General features: G+C 64.9%; 13 protein-coding genes and 1 pseudogene. 5 read left to right on the forward strand and 9 right to left on the reverse strand.

Annotated elements, in window-relative coordinates:
* Nucleotides 1–45 precede the first annotated feature (45 nt).
* Nucleotides 46–2,835, reverse strand: coding sequence for a M16 family metallopeptidase (locus BLR66_RS17150; RefSeq protein ID WP_093289936.1), 2,790 nt, complete (start codon nucleotides 2,833–2,835; stop codon nucleotides 46–48).
* Nucleotides 2,836–2,951: 116 nt separating this feature from the next.
* On the opposite strand from BLR66_RS17150, the gene BLR66_RS17155 reads away from it, so the two are divergent.
* Nucleotides 2,952–3,665 carry a pseudouridine synthase gene (locus tag BLR66_RS17155; protein WP_255402749.1) on the forward strand — a complete coding sequence of 238 codons (714 nt, stop codon included), beginning with the start codon at nucleotides 2,952–2,954 and terminating at the stop codon, nucleotides 3,663–3,665.
* An 11-nt stretch (nucleotides 3,666–3,676) separates the two neighbouring features.
* Here the strand turns inward: BLR66_RS17155 and BLR66_RS17160 are convergent, their stop codons facing one another.
* The 3 genes from BLR66_RS17160 to BLR66_RS17170 form a co-directional block, all read right to left on the reverse strand.
* A complete protein-coding gene (locus tag BLR66_RS17160) occupies nucleotides 3,677–4,066 on the reverse strand; it encodes an MAPEG family protein (RefSeq protein ID WP_093289795.1) in 390 nt (129 codons plus the stop codon).
* A 153-nt stretch (nucleotides 4,067–4,219) separates the two neighbouring features.
* Nucleotides 4,220–5,917: a M28 family metallopeptidase gene (locus tag BLR66_RS17165; RefSeq protein WP_093289796.1), complete on the reverse strand. Its 1,698-nt coding sequence runs from the start codon at nucleotides 5,915–5,917 to the stop codon at nucleotides 4,220–4,222.
* A 102-nt stretch (nucleotides 5,918–6,019) separates the two neighbouring features.
* On the reverse strand, nucleotides 6,020–6,682 hold the full coding sequence (locus tag BLR66_RS17170; protein WP_093289797.1) for a DUF4097 family beta strand repeat-containing protein: 663 nt from the start codon (nucleotides 6,680–6,682) through the stop codon (nucleotides 6,020–6,022).
* A 193-nt stretch (nucleotides 6,683–6,875) separates the two neighbouring features.
* Here BLR66_RS17170 and gpmI point away from each other — a divergent pair, with 193 nt between their 5' ends.
* The 3 genes and pseudogenes from gpmI to BLR66_RS17185 all read left to right on the forward strand — a co-directional run.
* Nucleotides 6,876–8,420 (forward strand): 2,3-bisphosphoglycerate-independent phosphoglycerate mutase, encoded by a 1,545-nt coding sequence (gene gpmI / locus BLR66_RS17175; RefSeq protein ID WP_093289798.1) that lies wholly within the window; start codon nucleotides 6,876–6,878, stop codon nucleotides 8,418–8,420.
* Nucleotides 8,417–9,679 carry a murein hydrolase activator EnvC family protein gene (locus BLR66_RS17180; RefSeq protein ID WP_093289799.1) on the forward strand — a complete coding sequence of 421 codons (1,263 nt, stop codon included), beginning with the start codon at nucleotides 8,417–8,419 and terminating at the stop codon, nucleotides 9,677–9,679. The genes gpmI and BLR66_RS17180 overlap by 4 nt, the downstream gene beginning before the upstream one ends.
* Nucleotides 9,680–9,901: 222 nt before the next feature.
* Nucleotides 9,902–11,173: pseudogene (locus BLR66_RS17185) on the forward strand (S41 family peptidase); the annotation flags it as partial.
* A 130-nt stretch (nucleotides 11,174–11,303) separates the two neighbouring features.
* On the opposite strand, the gene BLR66_RS17190 reads toward BLR66_RS17185, so the two are convergent.
* The gene (locus tag BLR66_RS17190; RefSeq protein WP_093289801.1) at nucleotides 11,304–11,624 is read right to left on the reverse strand and encodes a DUF1820 family protein; all 321 of its coding nucleotides are present in this window, start codon (nucleotides 11,622–11,624) and stop codon (nucleotides 11,304–11,306) included.
* Nucleotides 11,625–11,879: 255 nt separating this feature from the next.
* Nucleotides 11,880–12,572 (reverse strand): rhomboid family intramembrane serine protease, encoded by a 693-nt coding sequence (locus tag BLR66_RS17195; protein WP_093289802.1) that lies wholly within the window; start codon nucleotides 12,570–12,572, stop codon nucleotides 11,880–11,882.
* A gap of 233 nt (nucleotides 12,573–12,805) precedes the next feature.
* On the opposite strand from BLR66_RS17195, the gene BLR66_RS17200 reads away from it, so the two are divergent.
* Complete coding sequence (locus tag BLR66_RS17200; protein ID WP_176943936.1) at nucleotides 12,806–14,170, forward strand: OmpP1/FadL family transporter; 1,365 nt, start codon at nucleotides 12,806–12,808, stop codon at nucleotides 14,168–14,170.
* 77 nt (nucleotides 14,171–14,247) lie between these two features.
* Here the strand turns inward: BLR66_RS17200 and BLR66_RS17205 are convergent, their stop codons facing one another.
* The 3 genes from BLR66_RS17205 to putA form a co-directional block, all read right to left on the reverse strand.
* On the reverse strand, nucleotides 14,248–15,063 hold the full coding sequence (locus tag BLR66_RS17205) for a sulfotransferase family 2 domain-containing protein (protein WP_093289804.1): 816 nt from the start codon (nucleotides 15,061–15,063) through the stop codon (nucleotides 14,248–14,250).
* 58 nt (nucleotides 15,064–15,121) lie between these two features.
* Nucleotides 15,122–16,306, reverse strand: a complete 1,185-nt coding sequence (locus tag BLR66_RS17210) for a GGDEF domain-containing protein (protein ID WP_093289805.1) — start codon at nucleotides 16,304–16,306, stop codon at nucleotides 15,122–15,124.
* 97 nt (nucleotides 16,307–16,403) lie between these two features.
* Nucleotides 16,404–19,592 (reverse strand): bifunctional proline dehydrogenase/L-glutamate gamma-semialdehyde dehydrogenase PutA, encoded by a 3,189-nt coding sequence (putA, locus tag BLR66_RS17215; RefSeq protein WP_093289938.1) that lies wholly within the window; start codon nucleotides 19,590–19,592, stop codon nucleotides 16,404–16,406.
* Nucleotides 19,593–19,645 lie beyond the last annotated feature (53 nt).

A 19,645-nucleotide genomic window follows, 5' to 3' on the forward strand; every position in this document is an offset into this window, starting at 1 on the left:
CGACAACGGCCCGAATACGGGCCGTTGTCGCCAAGTCGAAGTGCGTTACTTGGCGAGGGCCGGAGCGGCCTGCGCCGCCTTGGCGAAGTCGCCGGCGTTGTAGACGCTCAACGCCTCCGGGTTCAAGTATTTGCGGATGGCGGCATTCACCTGCTCCAGGGTCAGCGCCCGGTAGCGCGCATCCAGCGCTTCGGTGAACTTCATGTCGCGGCCGTAGTAAAGCTGGTCGGCCAGCATGTCGGCCACGCTGCCGTCTTCGGCGCGCGCCTGTTGGCGCTCGGTCAGAGTGCCGGACACCGCATCGCGCAGCTCCTCTGCGGTGATGCCGTCCTTGACCAGCCTGCTCAGTTCCTCGCGCACCGCCGCTTCCACCTTGTCCATGTTCTGCGGCGCGGCGATGGCCTGGATGCTGAGGGAACCGGCATCGTCCTTGCGGTCGCGGCTGTCGTCGGCGTGGATGCCGCTGGCGACGCCATAGCTCAGGCCTTCTTTCTGGCGAATGCGATCGCCCAGCCGCGACTTGAGCGCACCGCCGCCGAATACCCGGTTGGCCACCATCAACGCAGGGTAGTCCTCGTCGGTCACCTTCAGCGGCAGGTTCTGCCGGGCCAGCATCACCGCATTGGGCTTGTCGGGAGTTTCGAAGCGCTCGCGCTTGGCCGGCACCGCTGTGTACCGGGTATCGATGGGCGCGAAAGTTTTCGGGGATTTCCAGCCCGAGAACAATCCTTCCAGCTGTTTTTTCACCGCAACGGGATCGAAGTCGCCGACGATGGCGATCTCGCCCTCGGCCGTGCCGTAGAACTCCCGGTGGAAGGCGGCCAGTTCTTGCAGCTTCAACGCTTTCATCGCGGTCAGCGATTCGTCCAGCGTCTGTACATGCAGCGGGTGTCCGGCCGGCCAGGGATCGAAGTGCTGCGCCAGCGCGATGCCGGCAACGCTGCCCGGCTCTTTGCGCGAAGCCTCCATGCCGGTGATGGCTTGCAGACGCAATTGCTCGAACTCGCTTTCCGGGAACGCCGGGTTGCGCAGCACGTCGGCCGCCAGCGCCAGCGCGTCGGCCAGCTGCGCGCTGCGGGTTTGCAGGTTGATGCCTGCGCCTTGCAGGCTGCCGCTGACATTGGCCTGGGTCTTCAGTGCTTCGAAGCGCTGGTCGATCTGCTGGCGGGTCATCGATTTGCTGCCGCGCATCAGCATGGCGCCGGCCATGCCCGCCGCATTCTGGCGGCCGGTGACCGAGGCCACGTCGCCGAAGCGGAACTTCGCGTTGACCACCACGGTCTGGCCGCGCGTTTTCTTGGGAAGCAGCGATACTTTCAGGCCATCGCCCAAAGTGAAGGTCTGCGTGCGCGCCTGCAGGTTCTGCGGCGAGGGATCGAAGTTTTCGCCAGCGGCCACGACTGCACGGCCTTGGTAACCTTCCACCACCTTGGCGGCGTCCGGTGCGGTGGGGATCTCGGCACGGTCCGGCTTCTCGGTAGGCACGAAACGCCCCAGCGTGCGGTTGCTCGGCTTCAGGTACGCGGCAGCCACGCGGTTGACGTCGGCCGCGGTGACCTTGTCGATGGCATCGCGCGTGGTGAACAGCAGGCGCCAGTCGCCCGCCGCCAGGTATTCGGACAGACCCATGCCCACCGCATTGACGTCGGTGAAGTAAAGGTCGAAGGAGTTGGCGATGCGTTGGCGCGATTCGTCGACTTCGGCCTGGGTCACCGGTTGTTCGGCCAGCTTTTCCACTTGTTTCAACAGTTCGGCCTGCGCCTTGACGCTGTCGCCGTCCTTGGGCACCACCACGTAAGCGCCGAACAGGCCCGGATCGCGCATGGATTCGACGAAGGCGCCCGCGCCCGCGGCGAGTTTGGTTTCCACCAGGGCCTTATGCAGGCGTCCACCGGGCGTGTGTCCCAGCAGGTCGCCGAGCACGCTCAGCGGGGCATTGTCGGCATGGGCGACGGCCGGGACGTGATAGGCGACGGCGGTCAGGCTCAGATCGCCCACGCGCCGCACGGTCACTTCGCGTTCGCCATCCTGGGTCGGTTCGACCGTGTAGTAGCGCGGCAGCACGCGCGACGGCTTGGCGATCTTGCCGAAGCGTTCGGCGATCAGCTGCAGGGTCTTTTCCGGTTCGATGCGGCCGGCGACGATCAAAGTGGCGTTGTCGGGCTGGTACCACTGGCGGTAGAACGCCTGCAAACGGTCGATCGGCACGCCTTCCACGTCCGAGCGCGCGCCGATGGTGCTCTTGCCGTAGTTGTGCCACAGGTAGGCGGTGGAGCGCACGCGTTCGAAGAGCACGCCGCCGGGATTGTTCTCCCGGCTTTCCAGTTCGTTGCGCACCACGGTCATCTCGCTGTCCAGGTCCTTCTTGGCGATATTGGAATGGAGCATGCGGTCCGCCTCCATGCCCAGCACCCAGGTCAGGGTGTCGTCGCTGGCCGGGAACGAGGAGAAATAATTGGTGCGGTCCAGCGAAGTGGTGGCGTTGAAATCGATGCCGCGCTTCTTCATCTCGCCGCTGATGTCGCTTTGCGTGGGCGTGCCCTTGAACTGCAGGTGCTCCAGCAAGTGGGCCATGCCGGTTTCGCCGTAGTTCTCGTTCACCGAACCCACGCCATAGACCAGATTGACGGTAACGGTGGGTTTGCTGGCGTCCGGGAATAGCAGCACGCGCAGACCGTTGGCCAGCCTGTATTCGCTGATGCCTTCGATGCTGGGGCCGCTGACTATGCCCCCGTTGGCGGGCGGTGCGGTGGCACGGGAGTGGGCGGGGCCGGCCGCAGACAATCCCAGCGTCAATGCCAGGGCGAATGCGAGAATAGGGCGTAGCGTTTGCATGCGGGTTTCCTTGGAGGTCTTCTTGGACACACAGGCGCCGGTTGCGTCCATCGCTTCCGTGCGCCGCCCGCGAGTGTCTCAAATTTCAACGGCCCGCAGCCTGGAACGGAGAAACTGTGCAACAACAAACATTAGGGCTGACGACGCTGTTCGCGGATGAATGGCTGGCTGTAGTCGACAAGCCGGCCGGACTGATGGTCCATGACAGCAAGCTGGCGCGCGGCGAAACCGATTTCGCCGCCGACCGCCTGCGCGAGCAGTTCGGCAAACCGATCTTTCTGATCCATCGGCTGGACCGGGCCACCAGCGGCTGCCTGCTGCTGGCGTTCGACCGCGAAACGGCCAGCGCCCTGGGCAAGACGCTGATGTCCCAGGACGTGGACAAGGAATATCTGGCCGTATGCCGCGGCTGGCCCGAACCGGCCTTCACCGTGGACCATCCGCTGGACGGCGGGCCGGGCAAGCCGGAAAAGAAACCGGCGGTGACGCATTTCACCCGTCTGACGACCGGCGAGCTGCCGGTTCCTTCGAACGGATTCGAGACCTCGCGCTACGCCTTGCTGCAGTGCCGGCTGGAGACCGGGCGCTTCCGCCAGATCCGCCGGCACCTCAAGCACGCCTTCCATCACATGATCGGCGACACCAGCCATGGCGATGGCCGCCATAACCTGCAGTTCCGCATGCGCGGCGTGCATCGCATGCTGTTGCATGCGTCCACGCTGTCGTTCACGCATCCGGTCAGCGGCGAACGCATCGCCGTAACGGCGCCGTTGGATGCGGAATTCCGCAAGGCCTACGCCCTGTTCGATTGGGACGAGAAGATGCTGTAGGGCGTGGTCTCTCAGCCAATCTTCAGCGCGGCCATCACGATCAGGGCGATGGCGCTGGCAAAGCCGACCAGCCATACCAGACTGCGCAGCGCCTGCACGTTGGCCACATAGAACACGCCGTGCAGCACGCGTGCGACGACGAAGACGATGGCCAGCAGGTTGACGGTCGTCGGCGCCACGCCGGCCAGCTGCGCCATCAGCACGCCGGCGACGAACACCGGGAAGGATTCGAAGCCGTTGAGATGGGCGGCGTGCGCGCGATTGGAGCGCGGATTGGTCTGCCTGGCCTGCCAGTCGCGCGGATCGCGGTTGTTGTAGCGCTCGCCGGATTTCTTGGCGACCGACACCCACAGGTACGGCAGCAGGGCGGCGATCAGGATGCACCAATAGGCGATGGACATGTCTTTCTCCTTGAGAGTGCGCCATAGCCTAGCCGAAGCGCCCGCAAATAGAGACGGCGCCTTGCGGCGCCGTCCGGTCTTTTTGTAGGAGCGGGCCCTGCCCGCGACGCTCTCGCTTGAAAAGCGTCGCGGGCAGGGCCCGCTCCTACAGGATCATTTACCCTTCAGCATCGCGTCGCGCGCGCTCTTGAACGGATTGCCGGCATACCAGTTCGGCCAGCGATCGCCATTGGCGATTTCAAGGCCTACGCCGTACACCGCGGACAGTTCGTCCATGGTGCCGTCCAGCTTCCAGGTCGCCGCGTCGAACTGGTCGCCGGGCTTGTGGTAGCGGTTCTCGTTGTAGTCCTTGGCCGCCGCGTCGCCCGCGGCCTTGCCGCCGTCGATCAGGTCGTCGCCTGCGTCCACGTACAGCGCCGGCACGCCGGCCTTGGCGAAGTTGAAGTGATCGGAGCGGAAATAGCTGCCGGCTTCTGGACGCGATTCGGAATGCAGCGTGCGGCCCTGTTTCTCGGCGATGGGTTTGAGGATGTCTTCCAGCTCTGAACTGCCCATACCGACCACGGTCATGTCGCGGGTCTTGCCGGCCACACCCATCGCATCGAGGTTGATCACCGCCACGGTCTTGTCCAGCGGCACCACCGGGTGGGCGACGTAGTACTTGGAGCCCAGCAGGCCGGATTCTTCCAGCGTCACCGCCAGGAACACCACCGAACGCTTCGGCTTGCCGAGCTTGGCGAACTGGTCGGCGATTTCCAGGATGCCGGCCACGCCGGTCGCGTTGTCCACCGCGCCGTTATAGATGTTGTCGCCCGGCTCATCGGGATGCTTGCCCAGGTGGTCCCAGTGCGCCATGTACACCACCGCTTCATCGGGCTTCTCGCTGCCGGGCAGGATGCCGACCACGTTGCGCGACTGCTTCTCGGTGCTGGTGCTCTTCAGGTCCACGCTCATCTTCGCCGGCAGCGGCACGGCCTTGAAGCCGCGCTTGTTGGCGTCGGCGCGCAGCTTGTCCAGGTCCAACCCCGCGTCGGCGAACAAAGCCTTGGCCTGGTCGCCGGTGATCCAGCCCTGCAGCGGCACGCGCGGGGCCGGATCGTCGGCGGCGCGCAAGTCGTACTGGGTGCCGGACCAGGAGTTCTTCACCACGTCCCAGCCGTAGGAAGCGCCTTCGGTGTCGTGGATGATGATCGCGGCGGCGGCGCCCTTGCGCGCGGCTTCCTCGAACTTGTAGGTCCAGCGCCCGTAGTAGGTCATGCGCTTGCCTTCGAACAAGGATTCGTCCTTGGCGTGAAAGCCCGGGTCGTTGACGAACATCACCACGGTCTTGCCCTTGACGTCCAGGCCGGCGTAGTCGTTCCACTTCTGCTCCGGCGCGTCCACGCCGTAGCCGACGAACACCATGTCGCTGGCTTCCACCTTCACTTCGGGCTGGCCGGTGCGCGTGCCCACCACCATGTCGCTGCCGAACTTCAGCGTATGCGTCTTGCCTTTGACGTCGATGGTCATCGCCGTGTTCTCGTCGGCGGTGGTCTCCATCATCGGCACGGTCTGGAAGTAACTGTCGCCGTTGCCGGCTTTCAGGCCGATGCGCTCCATCTGCGTCTTGATGTATTCGACGGTCTTGTCCTCGCCGGGAGTGCCCGGGCCGCGCCCTTCGAACTCGTCGGAGGCCAGCGTCTTCACCAGTTCGGAGAAATCGGCTGCGTTGATGTCGGCGGCGAAAGCGTGCCCGGCGGCAGCGGGAACGGCTGGCGCAGCGGGTTCGGGCGTCGCCGTTGTGGGCGTCTCGCGCTTGCAGGCCGATAAAGCGGCCAGCAGGGCGAGGGGCAACAGAAGAGGGGATCGCATTCAGGGTTCCTCGTTTCAGGAACCTTCGATTCTAGCGCCTGCGGTCCTGGCGCGCGGGTGCCGATGGGGACGGACCGGAAGATCCGTCCCCGCGTCGGTCGTTCATTCCTTCGGCGCGGTGGGGCCGTCGAAGGTTTTGGCGGTGGCGCCGGTCACCGTGCCGGTCTTGGCGGTCTTGTGCACGTACAGCGTGACCGGGCGTTCGAACACCAGCGGGCCTTCCACCACGGCGTTGGGGCCGATGATGATCACCGGATCGCGCTTGGGCTCCATGTTGAACATGCCTTGCGACTTGCGCACGGCCAGGCCGCCGCGCACATGCGAGTCGATGCCCACGGTGACGTTGCCGCGCACGGTCTCAATGCCGCCGCCCACTTGCGTGGCGACCAGGCCGATCGCGCCATTCACGGTTTCCACGCCGCCCTTCAGCTTGCCGCCACGGTCGATGAAGATGCTGCCGTTCACGGTTTCCACGCCGCCATTGACAGTGACCTCGCGTTCCAGCTTGATGCTGCCATTGACGGTTTCCAGGTCGCCGGTGACGGCCTTGTCGCCCACCGCGATGCTGCCGTTGACCGTGCCGGCGTTATCGGTGGTCGCGCCGCCGCCGATGCGGATGCTGCCGTTGACCGTTTCCAGGTCGCCGTAGGTCTGGCCGGATTCGGCGGTGATGCTGCCGTTGACCTTGGAGACGTCCTCGGCGGCCAATGCGCTGCCCACGCTCAGGGCCAAGGTGAGGAAAAGTGCGGTACGTGCTGGGGACATGATGGGTTTCCTGTCTGGGTGATGACGATTGTGATGCTTTTGGCGCGGCTAGGGTTTAAAGCCCGTTCGGTAATTTCCGCGTGACGGAGCGAAGGAAGGCGGAATTGCGGGAATCCCGCCAGCGTCCAGCAGGTCGGGCTTCGCTACAATCCTTGCCTGCTCGAAGTCACTGGCCTGCCACTGGAGTTCTATCGTGTCCGCTTCCCCCGCGCGTCCCAAGCCCGTCGTCCTGTTGATCCTAGATGGTTGGGGCCATCGCGAGGATCCCGCCGACAATGCGTTGGCCCAGGCCACCTTGCCGAACTGGCAGCGTCTGCTGGCCACCGCACCGCACACGCTGATCCATACCGAAGGCCGCCATGTGGGCCTGCCGGACGGGCAGATGGGCAATTCCGAAGTCGGGCACATGAACCTGGGGGCCGGCCGCATCGTCTATCAGGACCTGACCCGCGTCGATGCGGCGATCGAGGACGGCAGCTTCTTCGACAACCCGGAACTGGTCGGTGCCTGCGAGGACGCCAAGGCCGACGGCCGTACCTTGCACGTGTTCGGGCTGTTGTCGCCGGGCGGCGTGCACAGCCATCAAACCCATATCTTCGCCATGCTCGAGCTGGCCAAGCGCCGCAGCGTGGCCCGCGTGGCCGTGCATGCCTTCCTCGACGGACGCGATACGCCGCCGCGCTCGGCCGAAGCCAGCCTGCTGGCATTGCAGTCGGTGTGCGACAAACTGGGCAATGCCCATGTCGCTTCGGTCAGTGGCCGCTATTACGCGATGGACCGCGACAAGCGCTGGGACCGCCTGCGGCTGGCCTGGGACGCTATCGTGGAAGCGAAGAGCGAACACCATGCCCCCGACGCGCTGTCCGCCCTGCAGGCTGCGTACGCGCGCGGCGAGAACGACGAGTTCGTGCTGCCCACGGTGATCGACGGCGCCCAGCCCATGCGCGACGGCGACGCGGTGGTGTTCATGAACTTCCGCGCCGACCGCGCGCGCCAGATCACTTCGGCGTTCGTATCGCCCGGTTTCGACGGATTCGATGCACGCCGGCCGAAACTTTCGCGCTTCGTGTGCCTGACCGAATACGACGCCAAGCTGCCGGCTGCCGTCGCCTTCGGGCCCGACGATCTGCGCCATACGCTGGGCGAACTGCTGGCGGAGGCCGGCCTGACCCAGCTGCGCATCGCCGAGACCGAGAAATACGCGCACGTGACCTTCTTCTTCAGCGGCGGACGCGAAGAGCCCTTCGCTGGCGAAGAACGCATCCTGGTGCCCAGCCCCAAGGTCGCCACCTACGACCTGCAGCCGGCGATGAGCCTGCCCGAACTCACCGGCAAGCTGGTGGAAGCCATCAGTTCCGGGCGCTTCGACGTGATCGTGTGCAACATCGCCAATCCCGACATGGTCGGCCACAGCGGCGATCTGCAGGCGGCGATCCTGGCCGCGCAGGCGGTGGACATTGCGATAGGAGCCGTGGACGCGGCGGTGCGCGCGCAGCACGGCGCGCTGATCATCACCGCCGATCACGGCAACCTGGAAATGATGCGCGACCCGGATACCGGACAGCCGCATACCGCCCACACCGTGGGGCCGGTGCCGCTGGTGTATGTCGGCGAGCGCACTGCGACACTGCGTGCTGGCGGCGCCTTGCGCGACGTATCGCCCACGTTGCTCGATCTGCTGGGCATGCCGCAGCCCGCGGAAATGACCGGCCGCAGCCTGTTCGACAAAGCCGGATGAAGCCGCGCTTCGTCCTTGCCTGCCTGGTGCTGGCGATCGGCCTGCTGGCCGTCCCGCCTTCGCCCGCGCAGAGCCAGCGCGAAGCCGAAAAGAAACTGCAGAAGCTGCGCGGCGAACTGAAGAGCATCGCCCAGGAACGCCGCAAGCTGGAGAACGCGCGCGGCGAAGCGGCCCGCAAGCTGCGTGAAGCCGACGAGCAAGTCGGCAAATCCAGCCGCTCCCTCAACGACACCGAAACCGCGCTCAAACGCGAAGAAGCCGCGCTCGCGCAATTGCAAAAGCAACGCGACGACATGCGCTCGCGCCTGGACGGACAGCGCCGGCAATTGACCGCGCTGGTGCGCGCCTCCTATCAATTGGGCGGCGACGCGCCGTTGAAGGTGCTGCTATCGCAGGACAAAGTGGCCGACGCCAACCGCGCGCTGGCCTACCACCGCTACCTGCAGCGCGACCGCGCGCAGCGTATCGCCGCGCTTTCTACCGAACTGCAGGCGCTGGAGGAAGTGGAGCGCGAGATCGCTGCGCGCCGCGCGCAACTCGACGCCACCCGCAGCCAGCAGCGCGCCAAGGTCGCTGCGCTGGCCAAGGACCGCAAGACCAATGCCGCGTTGACCGCCGAGCTCGACCAGCGTTACCAGGACCGCAGCGCGCGAGAAAAAGCGCTGGGCCAGGATGCGCGTTCGCTGGAAAGCCTGCTGGCCAATCTGCGCGCCGCCGCGGCGCGCGCAGAGCGGGAACGCCGAGCCGAGGCGCGCCGTCTGGCGGCGCAGGAGGCCGCCGAGAAACGAGCCGCCGCCACGCCGCGCAACGCGGGCGACAGAACGGCAGCCGCGCGCACGCCGGCGCGCCCTGCCGTGGCCAATGCGCCGGCGCTGAAAGTCGGTGGCCTGGGCTGGCCGCTGTCGGGCAACCTGCTGGCGCGCTTCGGTGGCCGCATGCCCGACGGACGCGCTAGTTCCGGCGTGTTGATCGGCGCGCCCGCCGGCAGCACGGTCACCGCGGTGGCCGATGGCAGCGTGGTGTTTTCCGAATGGATGACCGGCTATGGCCTGATCCTGATCATCGACCACGGCAACGGCTACATGAGTCTGTACGCGCACAACGAAAGCCTGTTGCGCGACGTGGGCGACCGGGTCAAGCGCGGCGACGCGCTGGCCAAGGTCGGCACGTCCGGTGGCCAGGGCACGCCGGCGCTGTACTTCGAACTGCGCCGCAACGGCCAGCCGGTCGATCCTTCCTCCTGGCTGCAGCGCCGCTGAGACGCTTTTCCCCTTTGTAAAGGGGGCTATGGGGGATTTGCTCTTGATCTTTGCTGGGTGAGAAGCAAGAGCAAATCCCCCTCGATCCCCCTTTTTTAAAGGGGGAGGCAGAAGCCACAGCCGCGTACTGTGGAAATCGTTAACAGGCTTTCCCGCATAATCGGGTGAAACTTCGCGCCCCGGTGCGAGGTCGGTCATTCGAAGCCTCCCCGGAGCGATTGCATGCGTTTTCCCCTGGTCCTGTTTCTAGCTTTGTGCTGCATGCCCGCCTTCGCCCAGGAGGCGGAAAAAGAGCCGCCGCTGGTCGCTTCCAGCGACGATCCCGATGCGGCCGAGACCGCGCCCTCGAAAGTGCCGCTTGACGAGATCCGCCGCTACGTGGCGGTGTACAACGCGGTCAAGGACGCTTATGTCGAGCCGGTGGACGACAAGAAGCTGATGCACTCGGCGATCCGCGGGCTGTTGCTGGACCTGGATCCGCACAGCACCTATTTCGACAAGGAAGACGCCGAGGCCTTCGACGAGCAGGCCACCGGCGCTTACGACGGCGTGGGCGTGGAACTGCTGCAACAGCCCGACAACACCTTGCGTGTGATCGCGCCCATCGACGGCACGCCGGCGGCCAAGGCCGGCATCAAGTCGGGCGATGTGATCGTCGCCATCGACGGCAAGCCGATCAGTGGCGAAGACGGCATGGAACCCTTGCGCGGCGAGCCGGGCTCCAAGCTCACCCTGACCATCGCGCGCGAAGGCAAGCCGAAACCTTTCGACGTCACCCTGACCCGCGAAACCATCCGCATCGCCAGTGTGAGCAGCCGGATGCTGGAGCCGGGCTACGGCTATGTGCGCATCAACAGTTTCCAGGCCGACACCGGTGCCGATTTCCAGCGCAACCTGGACAAGCTGCAGATCAATGGAAAGTTGAAGGGGCTGGTGCTGGACTTGCGCAGCAACCCGGGCGGCCTGCTGATTTCGGCGGTGCAGGTGGCGGACGATCTGTTGGAGAAAGGCAACATCGTCAGCACCCGCGGACGCATCGCGATCAGCGATTCCAAGTTCGACGCCACTCCCGGCGACCGCTTGCAGGGCGCCCCGCTGGTCGTACTGGTCGATGCGGGTTCGGCCAGCGCCGCAGAAGTGCTGGCCGGCGCGCTGCGCGACAACCAGCGCGCGCGCGTGGTCGGCAGCCGCACCTTCGGCAAAGGTTCGGTGCAGACCGTGCTACCTCTGGACAATGGCGACTCGGTGAAGCTGACCACGGCCCGCTACTTCACCCCCAGCGGAAAATCGATCCAGGCCAGCGGCATCGTGCCGGATGTAGTGCTCAAGCCCGACGCGCCGGCGGCCAAAGAATCCGCGGCGCCCTACGACTACAGTGAGGCCACCTTGCCCGGCCACCTGCGCGGCGACGACGAAGGCGCCGAAGGCTACAGCGCCGGCGATGTGCTGGAGGGCGACAAGCCGATCGATGCGGCGCTGGCCGAGCTGAAGAAGAAAGCTCCGGTCACAGCACCGACAGCCTCCGCGAAACCCTGAACTGCAATCCGTGGGAGCGGCGTCCCGCCGCTCCCACCGTGCTTCAAACATCGTGCATCAAGGCTTCCCGGCAGGGAATCCGGGCAATTCAGCGTGGTTTGGACGGCAACGGAAACGGAGTCACCACCCGTTCGCCGCTCTCCGCATCGCGGATCACCGATTGACCCTTGCGCTCCACTTCCTCGATGCGCACGATGCTCTGCATCGGCAGATGCAGCACCTTGGTGCCGGCGAATTCGTCGCGCAGGCGTTCCTCGGTCGGGTCCACCACGATGCCGTCGTGCACGTCGAACACCAGTTCGCCCACTTCGGTGAATCCCCACAGGCTGCTGGCGGCTACATGCCGGCCGTACAGCTGGTAGATCTTGCCGTGGTTTAGGAAGGTGACTTTGTAGAGGGACTTGGCCATGGACCGATTATAGAAGCTGGTCGATAGAAGCTGATCGGAACAGAAACTCCGTTCATGCGGAGTCCGGTATCCCGTTCGTGGTGTCGCGAACCATTCGCTCGGAATCTCTTTCTGCCGTTCGTGGTGAGCTTGTCGAACCACGCTTTTCGAGGAAGAGCGGGTTGCTTGCCTCCCCAATATTGCGCCAAGAGCGTGGTTCGACAAGCTCACCACGAACGGTTCCAAAAATCTAATAAATCCGCTGCATGGCTTGAATCAATACCCTTGCCGTTTGCGCAGTCTGCGCGCGATGGCCGCGCGCACGAACAGCGCGAACACGATGCCGAACAGGAAGCCGGCGATGTGCGCCGACCACGCCACCGCGCCGAAGGCCGGGCCGATGTAGGCGAAGATCACCTGCAGCAGCGCCCAGATGCCGATCAACAGCGAAGCGGGCGCTTTCACGAACTCCAGAAACAGGCCCAGTGGCACTACCACGCCCAGCTTGGCCCGCGGGAACAGCGCCAGATAAGCGCCGATCACCGCCGACACCGCGCCGCTGGCGCCAATGATCACCCGGTCCGGCGTGCCGATGGCCAGCACGGCGGCCAGATTGGAGAAGGCTCCGCCCAGCAGAAAAAGGATCAGGAACCGCCACGGGCCCATGGTGCGTTCGGCAGGCAGACCGAAGATCAGCAGGAACACCAGATTGCCCAGCAGGTGCGCCCAATCCGCATGCAGGAACAACGCGGTGAACAGGCGCAGCGCGCTGCCGTCGCGCACCGCGGCCACCCAGTCCTGAGGCGTGGACAAACCGCCGGACAGGGCGCCCCAATTCAGCAGCAAACTGTCGTGAGCGGCTACCGGCCGCGTTGCGGCCCACAGGAAGACCACCCACAGCGCCGCGAACAGAACGGGGGTGGCCCAGCGCAGGGAAGGTTTCTTGCGTGAGGGCAGTGAGACGAACATGGCGGAAATGTACCTGTTCCGCAAACCCAGCGCTGCCAGGGACTTGCATCACAACCATGAACCCAAGACTAACCAACGTCGGTATGGATTGTTAGCTTTTGGTTATCCCCTGAATGTATACTGCATACGGCGTCGTATGTCGGGAGGGGATTCCGGCACGTGGTCGCAGGACGGAACATCGTCCTCTGAGCGGCGCAGAGAGCTTTCCCACGTCCTTCCGGAGCAGAGACACCATGGAATTAGTAAGCAAAGCAACCCGCATCTCGGCATTGGCCCTCGGCATCGCCGGCGCCCTTGCCTGTGGCCAGGCCCAGGCCTCGGCTTTCCAGCTGAAAGAAAATAGCGTCAAGGCGCAGGGCCGTGCCATGGCCGGTGCGGCATCGGCCAAGGGCGACGCTTCGGTCGTCGCCAACAACCCGGCAGTCATGTCCACCTTCACCGAGAAGGCAGTGCAGGCCGACGTCACCGGCATCGATCTTTCGTTCAAATTCGACGGTGGCGGTAGCGCCGCCGCGGGCAGTCCGCTGGCGCAGCCGCTGACCGGCGGTAATGGCGGAGATGCGGGCGGCTTGACCGCCGTACCGGCCGCTTCGTTCGTGCTGCCGCTCAACGGCGACTTCGAATACCTCACCCTGGGCGCCATGATCAGCGCGCCGTTCGGTCTGAAGACCGAATACGACAATGGCTGGGTCGGCCGTTACCAGGCGCTGAAGTCCGATGTGGAGATCATCGACCTGACCCTGGCGGCCTCGTTGGAACTGAGCGACACGTTCTCGGTCGGCCTGGGCATGATCTACGAGCACTCCGACGTCACTTTGTCCAACGCCCTGGACTTCGGCACGGTGATCTGCCAAGCCAGTGCCGCGCTGTGCGCCAGCCCGACCTACGGCCCGCAGCAGAACGACGGCACGGTGTCGGTCAATGGCACCGACAACAGCTTGGGCTGGATCGTGGGCCTCAACTGGCGTCCGACCGACAAGCTGTCGCTGGGCTACTCGCACCGTTCCGAGATCGATCATGAGGTCCGCGGCTCCGCAGATTTCACCGTGCCGGCCAACGTCACGCCGATCTTCGCCGCCAGCGGCCGCTTCGTCGACACCGGCGCCGGCGCCAAGCTGACCACGCCCAGCGTGGACACCCTCAGCGGCACCTACTACGCCACCGATCGCTTCACCGTGATGGCCGAAGTGGCGCGCACCGACTGGCACTCGCTGGAAGAGATCCGCATCACCTTCGACAACCCGGCGCAGCCGGATTCGGCCGAAAACTATCTGTGGAAAGACAGCTGGTTCTATTCGTTGGGTGGCGAGTACAAGTTCAGCGACAGCTTCACCTTCCGCGCTGGCGTAGCTCGCGACGATTCTCCGATCAGCTTGCCGTACCGCACTCCGCGCATGCCCGACCAGGACCGCATGTGGTACTCGCTGGGCCTGACCTGGAACATCTCGGAGCAGTTGGAACTGAACGCCAGCTACGTGAAGATCGACCTGGCCGACACGCCGGAAGTGAACATCGGTTCTTCGACCGGCGCGCGCCTGGTGGGCGAATACGACGGCGGCGCCGACCTGTACGGCATCTCCGCGCAGTACCGCTTCTGATCGAGGCGGTCTCTACGGTCAAGAAAAAACCCCGCTTCGGCGGGGTTTTTTTTTTCAGTTCGTTTGAGGGTTGAGTATTAACGCAACAACGCACTTCTCTGTTTCAGTGAGTCCAGTTTTTCGGAAAAATCTGAGATCTGTTCAGTTCTTGCTAGAAGTTCCGCCCGAGCATGTTCGAACAGAGCCAAGTCGTATTTGTTGTTGCGCAACAAGGCGGCATAGGCGGATGGAGTCAAATGCGAAGCGAGTCGTTCCAATCTGCTGTCAAGGCCGCGATCGCGTGAGCCCTCGTTCTGCGGAAAATGAGCGCCATCGAAGTCTGGCCACCACTGCTGAACCTGGTTTTCCAGAAGAACGACACTGGCATCGTATTCGCTGACCAGGCCAAAGAACGGCAAGCGATCCAGAGCATCGATGGCGTCTTCCAGGCAAAACTCATTGGGTGGTTCATAGTAGACCCCGCCACGAGCCAGAAAAGACACCTGCGAATCGCAAAAAATGTAAGGCCTGTTGCGGACCGAATGCTCAATCCAGTCCGATAGCGAGGCGAACATCCAGTCGTCGCCTTCTGCTGCCATGCGTCTTTCTTGATCGAACATGGAAGCGATGCGATCAAGCGGGTGCCGCAAGAAAAAAATAGGGAATACTGGCTTCGTGGTTACCGTGTCTAGGGGAAGACGGAAATGATGGCTGCTGAAAGCGACATGTTCGGGGTGCTCCCTGATCATCCGTTCGATGTCGGGCGCAAGCAGCACGGAGTTGGCGGTTTCGCCATGGAATTCCATGAACTGCTGGCCAAAGTTCTTGCGCAGGATCCAATCCAGCGTCGACCCGCCATTTTTGAACAAATGCAGATGTATTAGCGCAGGCAGCAGCGAAGACGAATTGTTCATGACCTGAAATATACCCTCTACTGTTATTTAAGTCACTTTTATGACCACACACTCCGAGTCAGGAATTTCGCGCCGTGGCAGTTTCCTCGGTTTGCAGTAATTGAACTCGCACCTGATCACGGCCGAAACGCTTGGCTTCGTATAGCGCCTGGTCCGCAGCGCGCATCAATGCGGGGAACGGTTGCGGCACGGTCGAGGCTCCAACTCCCAGGCTGACGGTTACGCGCACTTGCGGACCCGTTGTGCGGAACTGGAGGGCTGCGACTTCTTCGCGAATGCGTTCGGCCATTTGTTTGGCGTTCTCGGAGCCGCTGTCGGGCAGAACCACTACGAATTCCTCACCGCCTATGCGGGCGAACAGATCCTCGTTGCGAATGCACCCGCGCACGGTCTCCGAAAAACGCTGCAGCACCTCGTCACCGGTTTCATGGCCATGCAGATCGTTGATCGACTTGAAACTGTCGAGGTCCAGAGCGATGACGCAGAGCCCACGGCCAGGCAGCATGGGTTCGATGCGCGTGCGCAGTTCGCTGCTCAGGCCGCGCCGGTTGAGCGCGCCGGTCAGCGGGTCGAACAGCGCGCTGAGCCGCAGCGATTCGCTTGCGCGGAAACTGGTCAGCATGAGCATGCAGAAATTGAGCAGGAACCAGATCGACAGATCCAGGTTGACCCAGGCGTCGTTCGGCCCGTATTGGGCAGTGAACGCGTGCAGCAGGTCCCGTGAGTACAGCACCAGCAGTACCGCGCAGCCCAGCATCATGATGCGTGCCGGCACGCGGTCGGGCGCGGTATTGAGGTGGCGCAGTTGGGCGATTACCAGCAACAGCACCAGCACTTCGGTGATGCTCATGGCCGCGCCCTGCGCATCCACCGTACCCCAGAACCACCAGCCCGCCAACGACAGGCCTACGCATACCGGCATCAAAGCCCATTCGTAGATGCGCAGCCGGCGCTGGCCCACGAATCGCATCATCGACCAGGCCAGGCCCACCAGTCCCGCACAGGCCAGAAGGCCGCCGAGGCCTGCGGTCCAGTATGCCGAATGCCATTCGCCCGAACGCTCCAGTTCCTGGGTGGTGCCGTCGAGCATCGCTGCACCCAGCGAATACACCAGGTGGGCCGCGCCCCACAGAGCGATGCCGCGCAGACCGCGCGAAATGCGTTCCAGATACCAGAACAGGCCCAGCAGTACGACCGCCAGGCCGCAATCGCTCAGCAGCAGGTTGTAGAAGTCGGTGGTCATCGCTGCCGATAGTATCGGCGGTTATGGCCGACCGTCACGGCAGCGGCCGATATTCAGCCGCAAGCCGCCCAACCAGGCCAAGCGGAGGCTCGCGAACCTAGTCGCCCAGGGTCAGCAGCGAGGCATTGCCGCCGGCCGCCGTGGTATTCACAGTCACCGTCTTCTCGGTGGCGAAACGGGGCAGGTAGTGCGGGCCGCCGGCCTTGGGGCCGGTGCCGGACAGGCCCTGGCCGCCGAACGGCTGCACACCGACCACCGCGCCGATCTGGTTGCGGTTGACGTAGACATTGCCCACCTTCACCCGTGCGGCGATGCGGTCGATGGTTTCGTCGATGCGCGAATGCACGCCCAGGGTCAGGCCGTAGCCGGTGGCGTTGATGGCGTCGATGACCTTGTCCAGTTCCTCGCCTTTCCAGCGCACCACGTGCAGAGCGGGGCCGAAGACTTCCTTGTGCAGCTGGTCCAGCGAATGCAGTTCCCAGGCGCCGGGCGCGAAGTAGGTGCCGTGCGCGGTGGAGGCGTCCGTATGCGCGCGCTTGATCGGCTTGGCTTCCCTGTCCATGCGTTCGGCATGGTCCTGCAGGATCTTCAACGCGTCGGCGTCGATCACCGGGCCCACGTCGGTGGAGAGCAGGCCGGGGTCGCCCACCTTCAATTCGTCCATCGCGCCGGCCAGCATGCCGATCACCTTGTCGGCGATGTCTTCCTGCACGAACAGCACGCGCGCGGCCGAACAGCGCTGGCCGGCGGAGGTGAAGGCCGAACCGATGGCGTCCTTGACCAGTTGCTCCGGCAACGCGGAAGAGTCGGCGATGAAGGCGTTCTGGCCGCCAGTTTCGGCGATCAGCACGCCGATGGCGGCGTCGCGCGCGGCCAGGGCGCGGTTGATGGCGCGCGCGGTGTCGGTGGAGCCGGTGAAGGCCACGCCGGCCACGCGCGGATCCCTGGTCAGTGCCGCACCGACCACCGCGCCGTCGCCGGGCAGGAACTGCACCACGTTCTCCGGCACGCCGGCTTCGTGCAGCAGCTTCACCGCCGCATGGCCGATCAGGTTGGTTTGCTCGGCCGGCTTGGCGATCACGCTGTTGCCAGCGGCGAGCGCGGCTGCGACCTGTCCCAGGAAAATGGCCAGCGGGAAATTCCACGGGCTGATGCACACGAACACGCCGCGCCCGTGCAGCTGCAGCTCATTGGATTCGCCGGTGGGGCCGGGCAGGCGTTCGGGCGCGCCGAACTGCGTGCGCGCCTGGGCGGCGTAGTAGCGCAGGAAGTCGACCGCCTCGCGCACTTCGGCCACGCCGTCGGGAATGGTCTTGCCGGCTTCCTTCACGCACAGCGCGATGTACTCGGGCATGCGCGCTTCCAGCAAGCTGGCGGCGTGTTCCAGGATCGTCGCGCGGCCCGCGGCGGGGGTGCGGTCCCAGCCGGGCTGCGCGGCGACCGCGTTCTGCAGGGCTTTCTCGACGATGGCGGCATCGGCTGCATGCCATTCGCCGACGGTCTGGCGACGATCGGCGGGATTGGTCACCGGCAGCGCGCGCGTGGACAGCACTGCGCCCGGCACCAGCGGCGCGGCGCGCCAGCCGTGCGGGCCGGCTTGCGCGAAAGCGGCGTTGACCTGCTCGGCGAGCGCTCGCAGATCCTGATCGTTGGCGAGGTTGGCGCCCATGGAGTTCTTCCTGTCGGTGCTCAGGCTTGGCGCCTGGTTCTGGAAAAGTCGCACCGGCAGCGGGATGCGCGGGTGCGGGATGGAGTCGAACGCGGACACGGTTTCGACCGGGTCGCGGATCAGGTCTTCGATGGCCACGTTCTCGTCGGTGATGCGGTTGACGAAGCTGGAGTTGGCGCCGTTTTCCAGCAGGCGCCGCACCAGGTACGGCAGCAGGTCCTCATGCGAACCGACCGGCGCGTACACGCGGCAGGGCACGCCCAGGCGGTCGGCGGGAATCACTTCTGCGTACAGGTCGTCGCCCATGCCGTGAAGTTTCTGGTGTTCGTAGTCGCGACCATTGGCAATGGAGCGGATCGCGGCGATGGTCTGCGCGTTATGGGTGGCGAACATTGGGTACAACGCATCGCTCTGGTCCAGCATCCTGCGCGCATTGGCCAGATAGGAAACATCGGTATTGGGCTTGCGCGTGAACACCGGATAGCCCGGGTGGCCTTCCACCTGTGCGCGTTTCACTTCTGCGTCCCAGTACGCGCCCTTGACCAGGCGCACCGGCATGCGACGACCGACGCGGCGGGCCAGGTCGGCCAGGAAATCGATCACGTAGGGAGTGCGCTTCTGATAGGCCTGCACGGCCAGGCCATAGCCTTCCCAGCCATCGAGCGATTTGTCCGAGAAGGTCGCTTCGATCAGGTCCAGCGAAAGCTCCAGGCGGTCGGCTTCCTCGGCGTCGATGGTGAAGCCGATGCCGTAGGACTTGGCCAGCTGCGCCAGCTCCAGGATGCCAGGGGCCAGCTCGGCCATGACGCGTGCGCGCTTGGCGTGCTCGTAGCGCGGGTGCAGTGCGGACAGCTTGATCGAGATGCTGGGGGCGGCGAAGACATCGGGGAACGGCCCCGTCTTGCCGATGGCGTGGATGGCCTGGCGATAGGCTTCCAGATAGCGCGCCGCATCCTTGGAGGTCAGCGCGCCTTCGCCCAGCATGTCGAACGAATAACGGTAGTTGGCGTTGTCGCCCTTGCGGCTGCGGGTCAGCGCCTCGGCGATGGTGCGGCCCATCACGAACTGGTGGCCCATGATCCGCATCGCCTGGCGCACGGCCAGGCGGATCACCGGTTCGCCCACCCGGCCGACCAGCCGCTTGAAGGCGCCGCGCACATCGTGGCGGGTCAGGTCGTTCAGACTGACCAGCTTGCCGGTGAGCATCAGGCCCCAGGTGGAAGCGTTGACCAGCACCGAGTCGCTTTCGCCCATGTGCTTCTTCCAGTCCGCGTCGCCCAGCTTGTCGCGGATCAGCTTGTCGGCGGTGTCCTGGTCGGGGATGCGCAGCAGCGCCTCGGCCACGCACATCAGCAGCACGCCTTCCTCGCTGCCCAGGTCGTACTGGCGCATGAAGGCCTCGATGGCGCCCTGGTCCTGCGCGCGGGCACGGACCCGGCCCACCAGATCGGCGGCCAACGCCTGGGCCCTGGCCTGCTCTTCGGCGGGCAAACGGGCTTGCTCCAGCAGTTCGCGTACATGTTCAGCTTCGTCGCGCATCCACGCCGCGGTGATGGCGCGGCGTAGCGGGGCCGCTTCAGCGGGCAGTTCCGGCGACAGGATTTCCGGTGACGGCATTCCCGGGGACAGAAGGGCATCGGCGAGGGGCGGCGCAGCGGTCGCACCGGCGG

It is taken from the genome of Pseudoxanthomonas sp. CF125 (genome assembly GCF_900104085.1).
GTDB lineage: Bacteria > Pseudomonadota > Gammaproteobacteria > Xanthomonadales > Xanthomonadaceae > Pseudoxanthomonas_A.

Excerpts from the sequence above, each read along its gene's own strand:
- BLR66_RS17150 (WP_093289936.1), bottom strand. The coding sequence starts at position 2,835 with ATGCAAACGCTACGCCCTATTCTCGCATTCGCCCTGGCATTGACGCTG.
- BLR66_RS17195 (WP_093289802.1), bottom strand. The coding sequence starts at position 12,572 with ATGTTCGTCTCACTGCCCTCACGCAAGAAACCTTCCCTGCGCTGGGCC.
- BLR66_RS17210 (WP_093289805.1), bottom strand. The coding sequence starts at position 16,306 with ATGACCACCGACTTCTACAACCTGCTGCTGAGCGATTGCGGCCTGGCG.
- BLR66_RS17205 (WP_093289804.1), bottom strand. The coding sequence starts at position 15,063 with ATGAACAATTCGTCTTCGCTGCTGCCTGCGCTAATACATCTGCATTTG.
- BLR66_RS17180 (WP_093289799.1), top strand. The coding sequence starts at position 8,417 with ATGAAGCCGCGCTTCGTCCTTGCCTGCCTGGTGCTGGCGATCGGCCTG.
- BLR66_RS17190 (WP_093289801.1), bottom strand. The coding sequence starts at position 11,624 with ATGGCCAAGTCCCTCTACAAAGTCACCTTCCTAAACCACGGCAAGATC.
- BLR66_RS17200 (WP_176943936.1), top strand. The coding sequence starts at position 12,806 with ATGGAATTAGTAAGCAAAGCAACCCGCATCTCGGCATTGGCCCTCGGC.
- BLR66_RS17160 (WP_093289795.1), bottom strand. The coding sequence starts at position 4,066 with ATGTCCATCGCCTATTGGTGCATCCTGATCGCCGCCCTGCTGCCGTAC.
- BLR66_RS17170 (WP_093289797.1), bottom strand. The coding sequence starts at position 6,682 with ATGTCCCCAGCACGTACCGCACTTTTCCTCACCTTGGCCCTGAGCGTG.
- BLR66_RS17165 (WP_093289796.1), bottom strand. The coding sequence starts at position 5,917 with ATGCGATCCCCTCTTCTGTTGCCCCTCGCCCTGCTGGCCGCTTTATCG.
- putA (WP_093289938.1), bottom strand. The coding sequence starts at position 19,592 with ATGCCGTCACCGGAAATCCTGTCGCCGGAACTGCCCGCTGAAGCGGCC.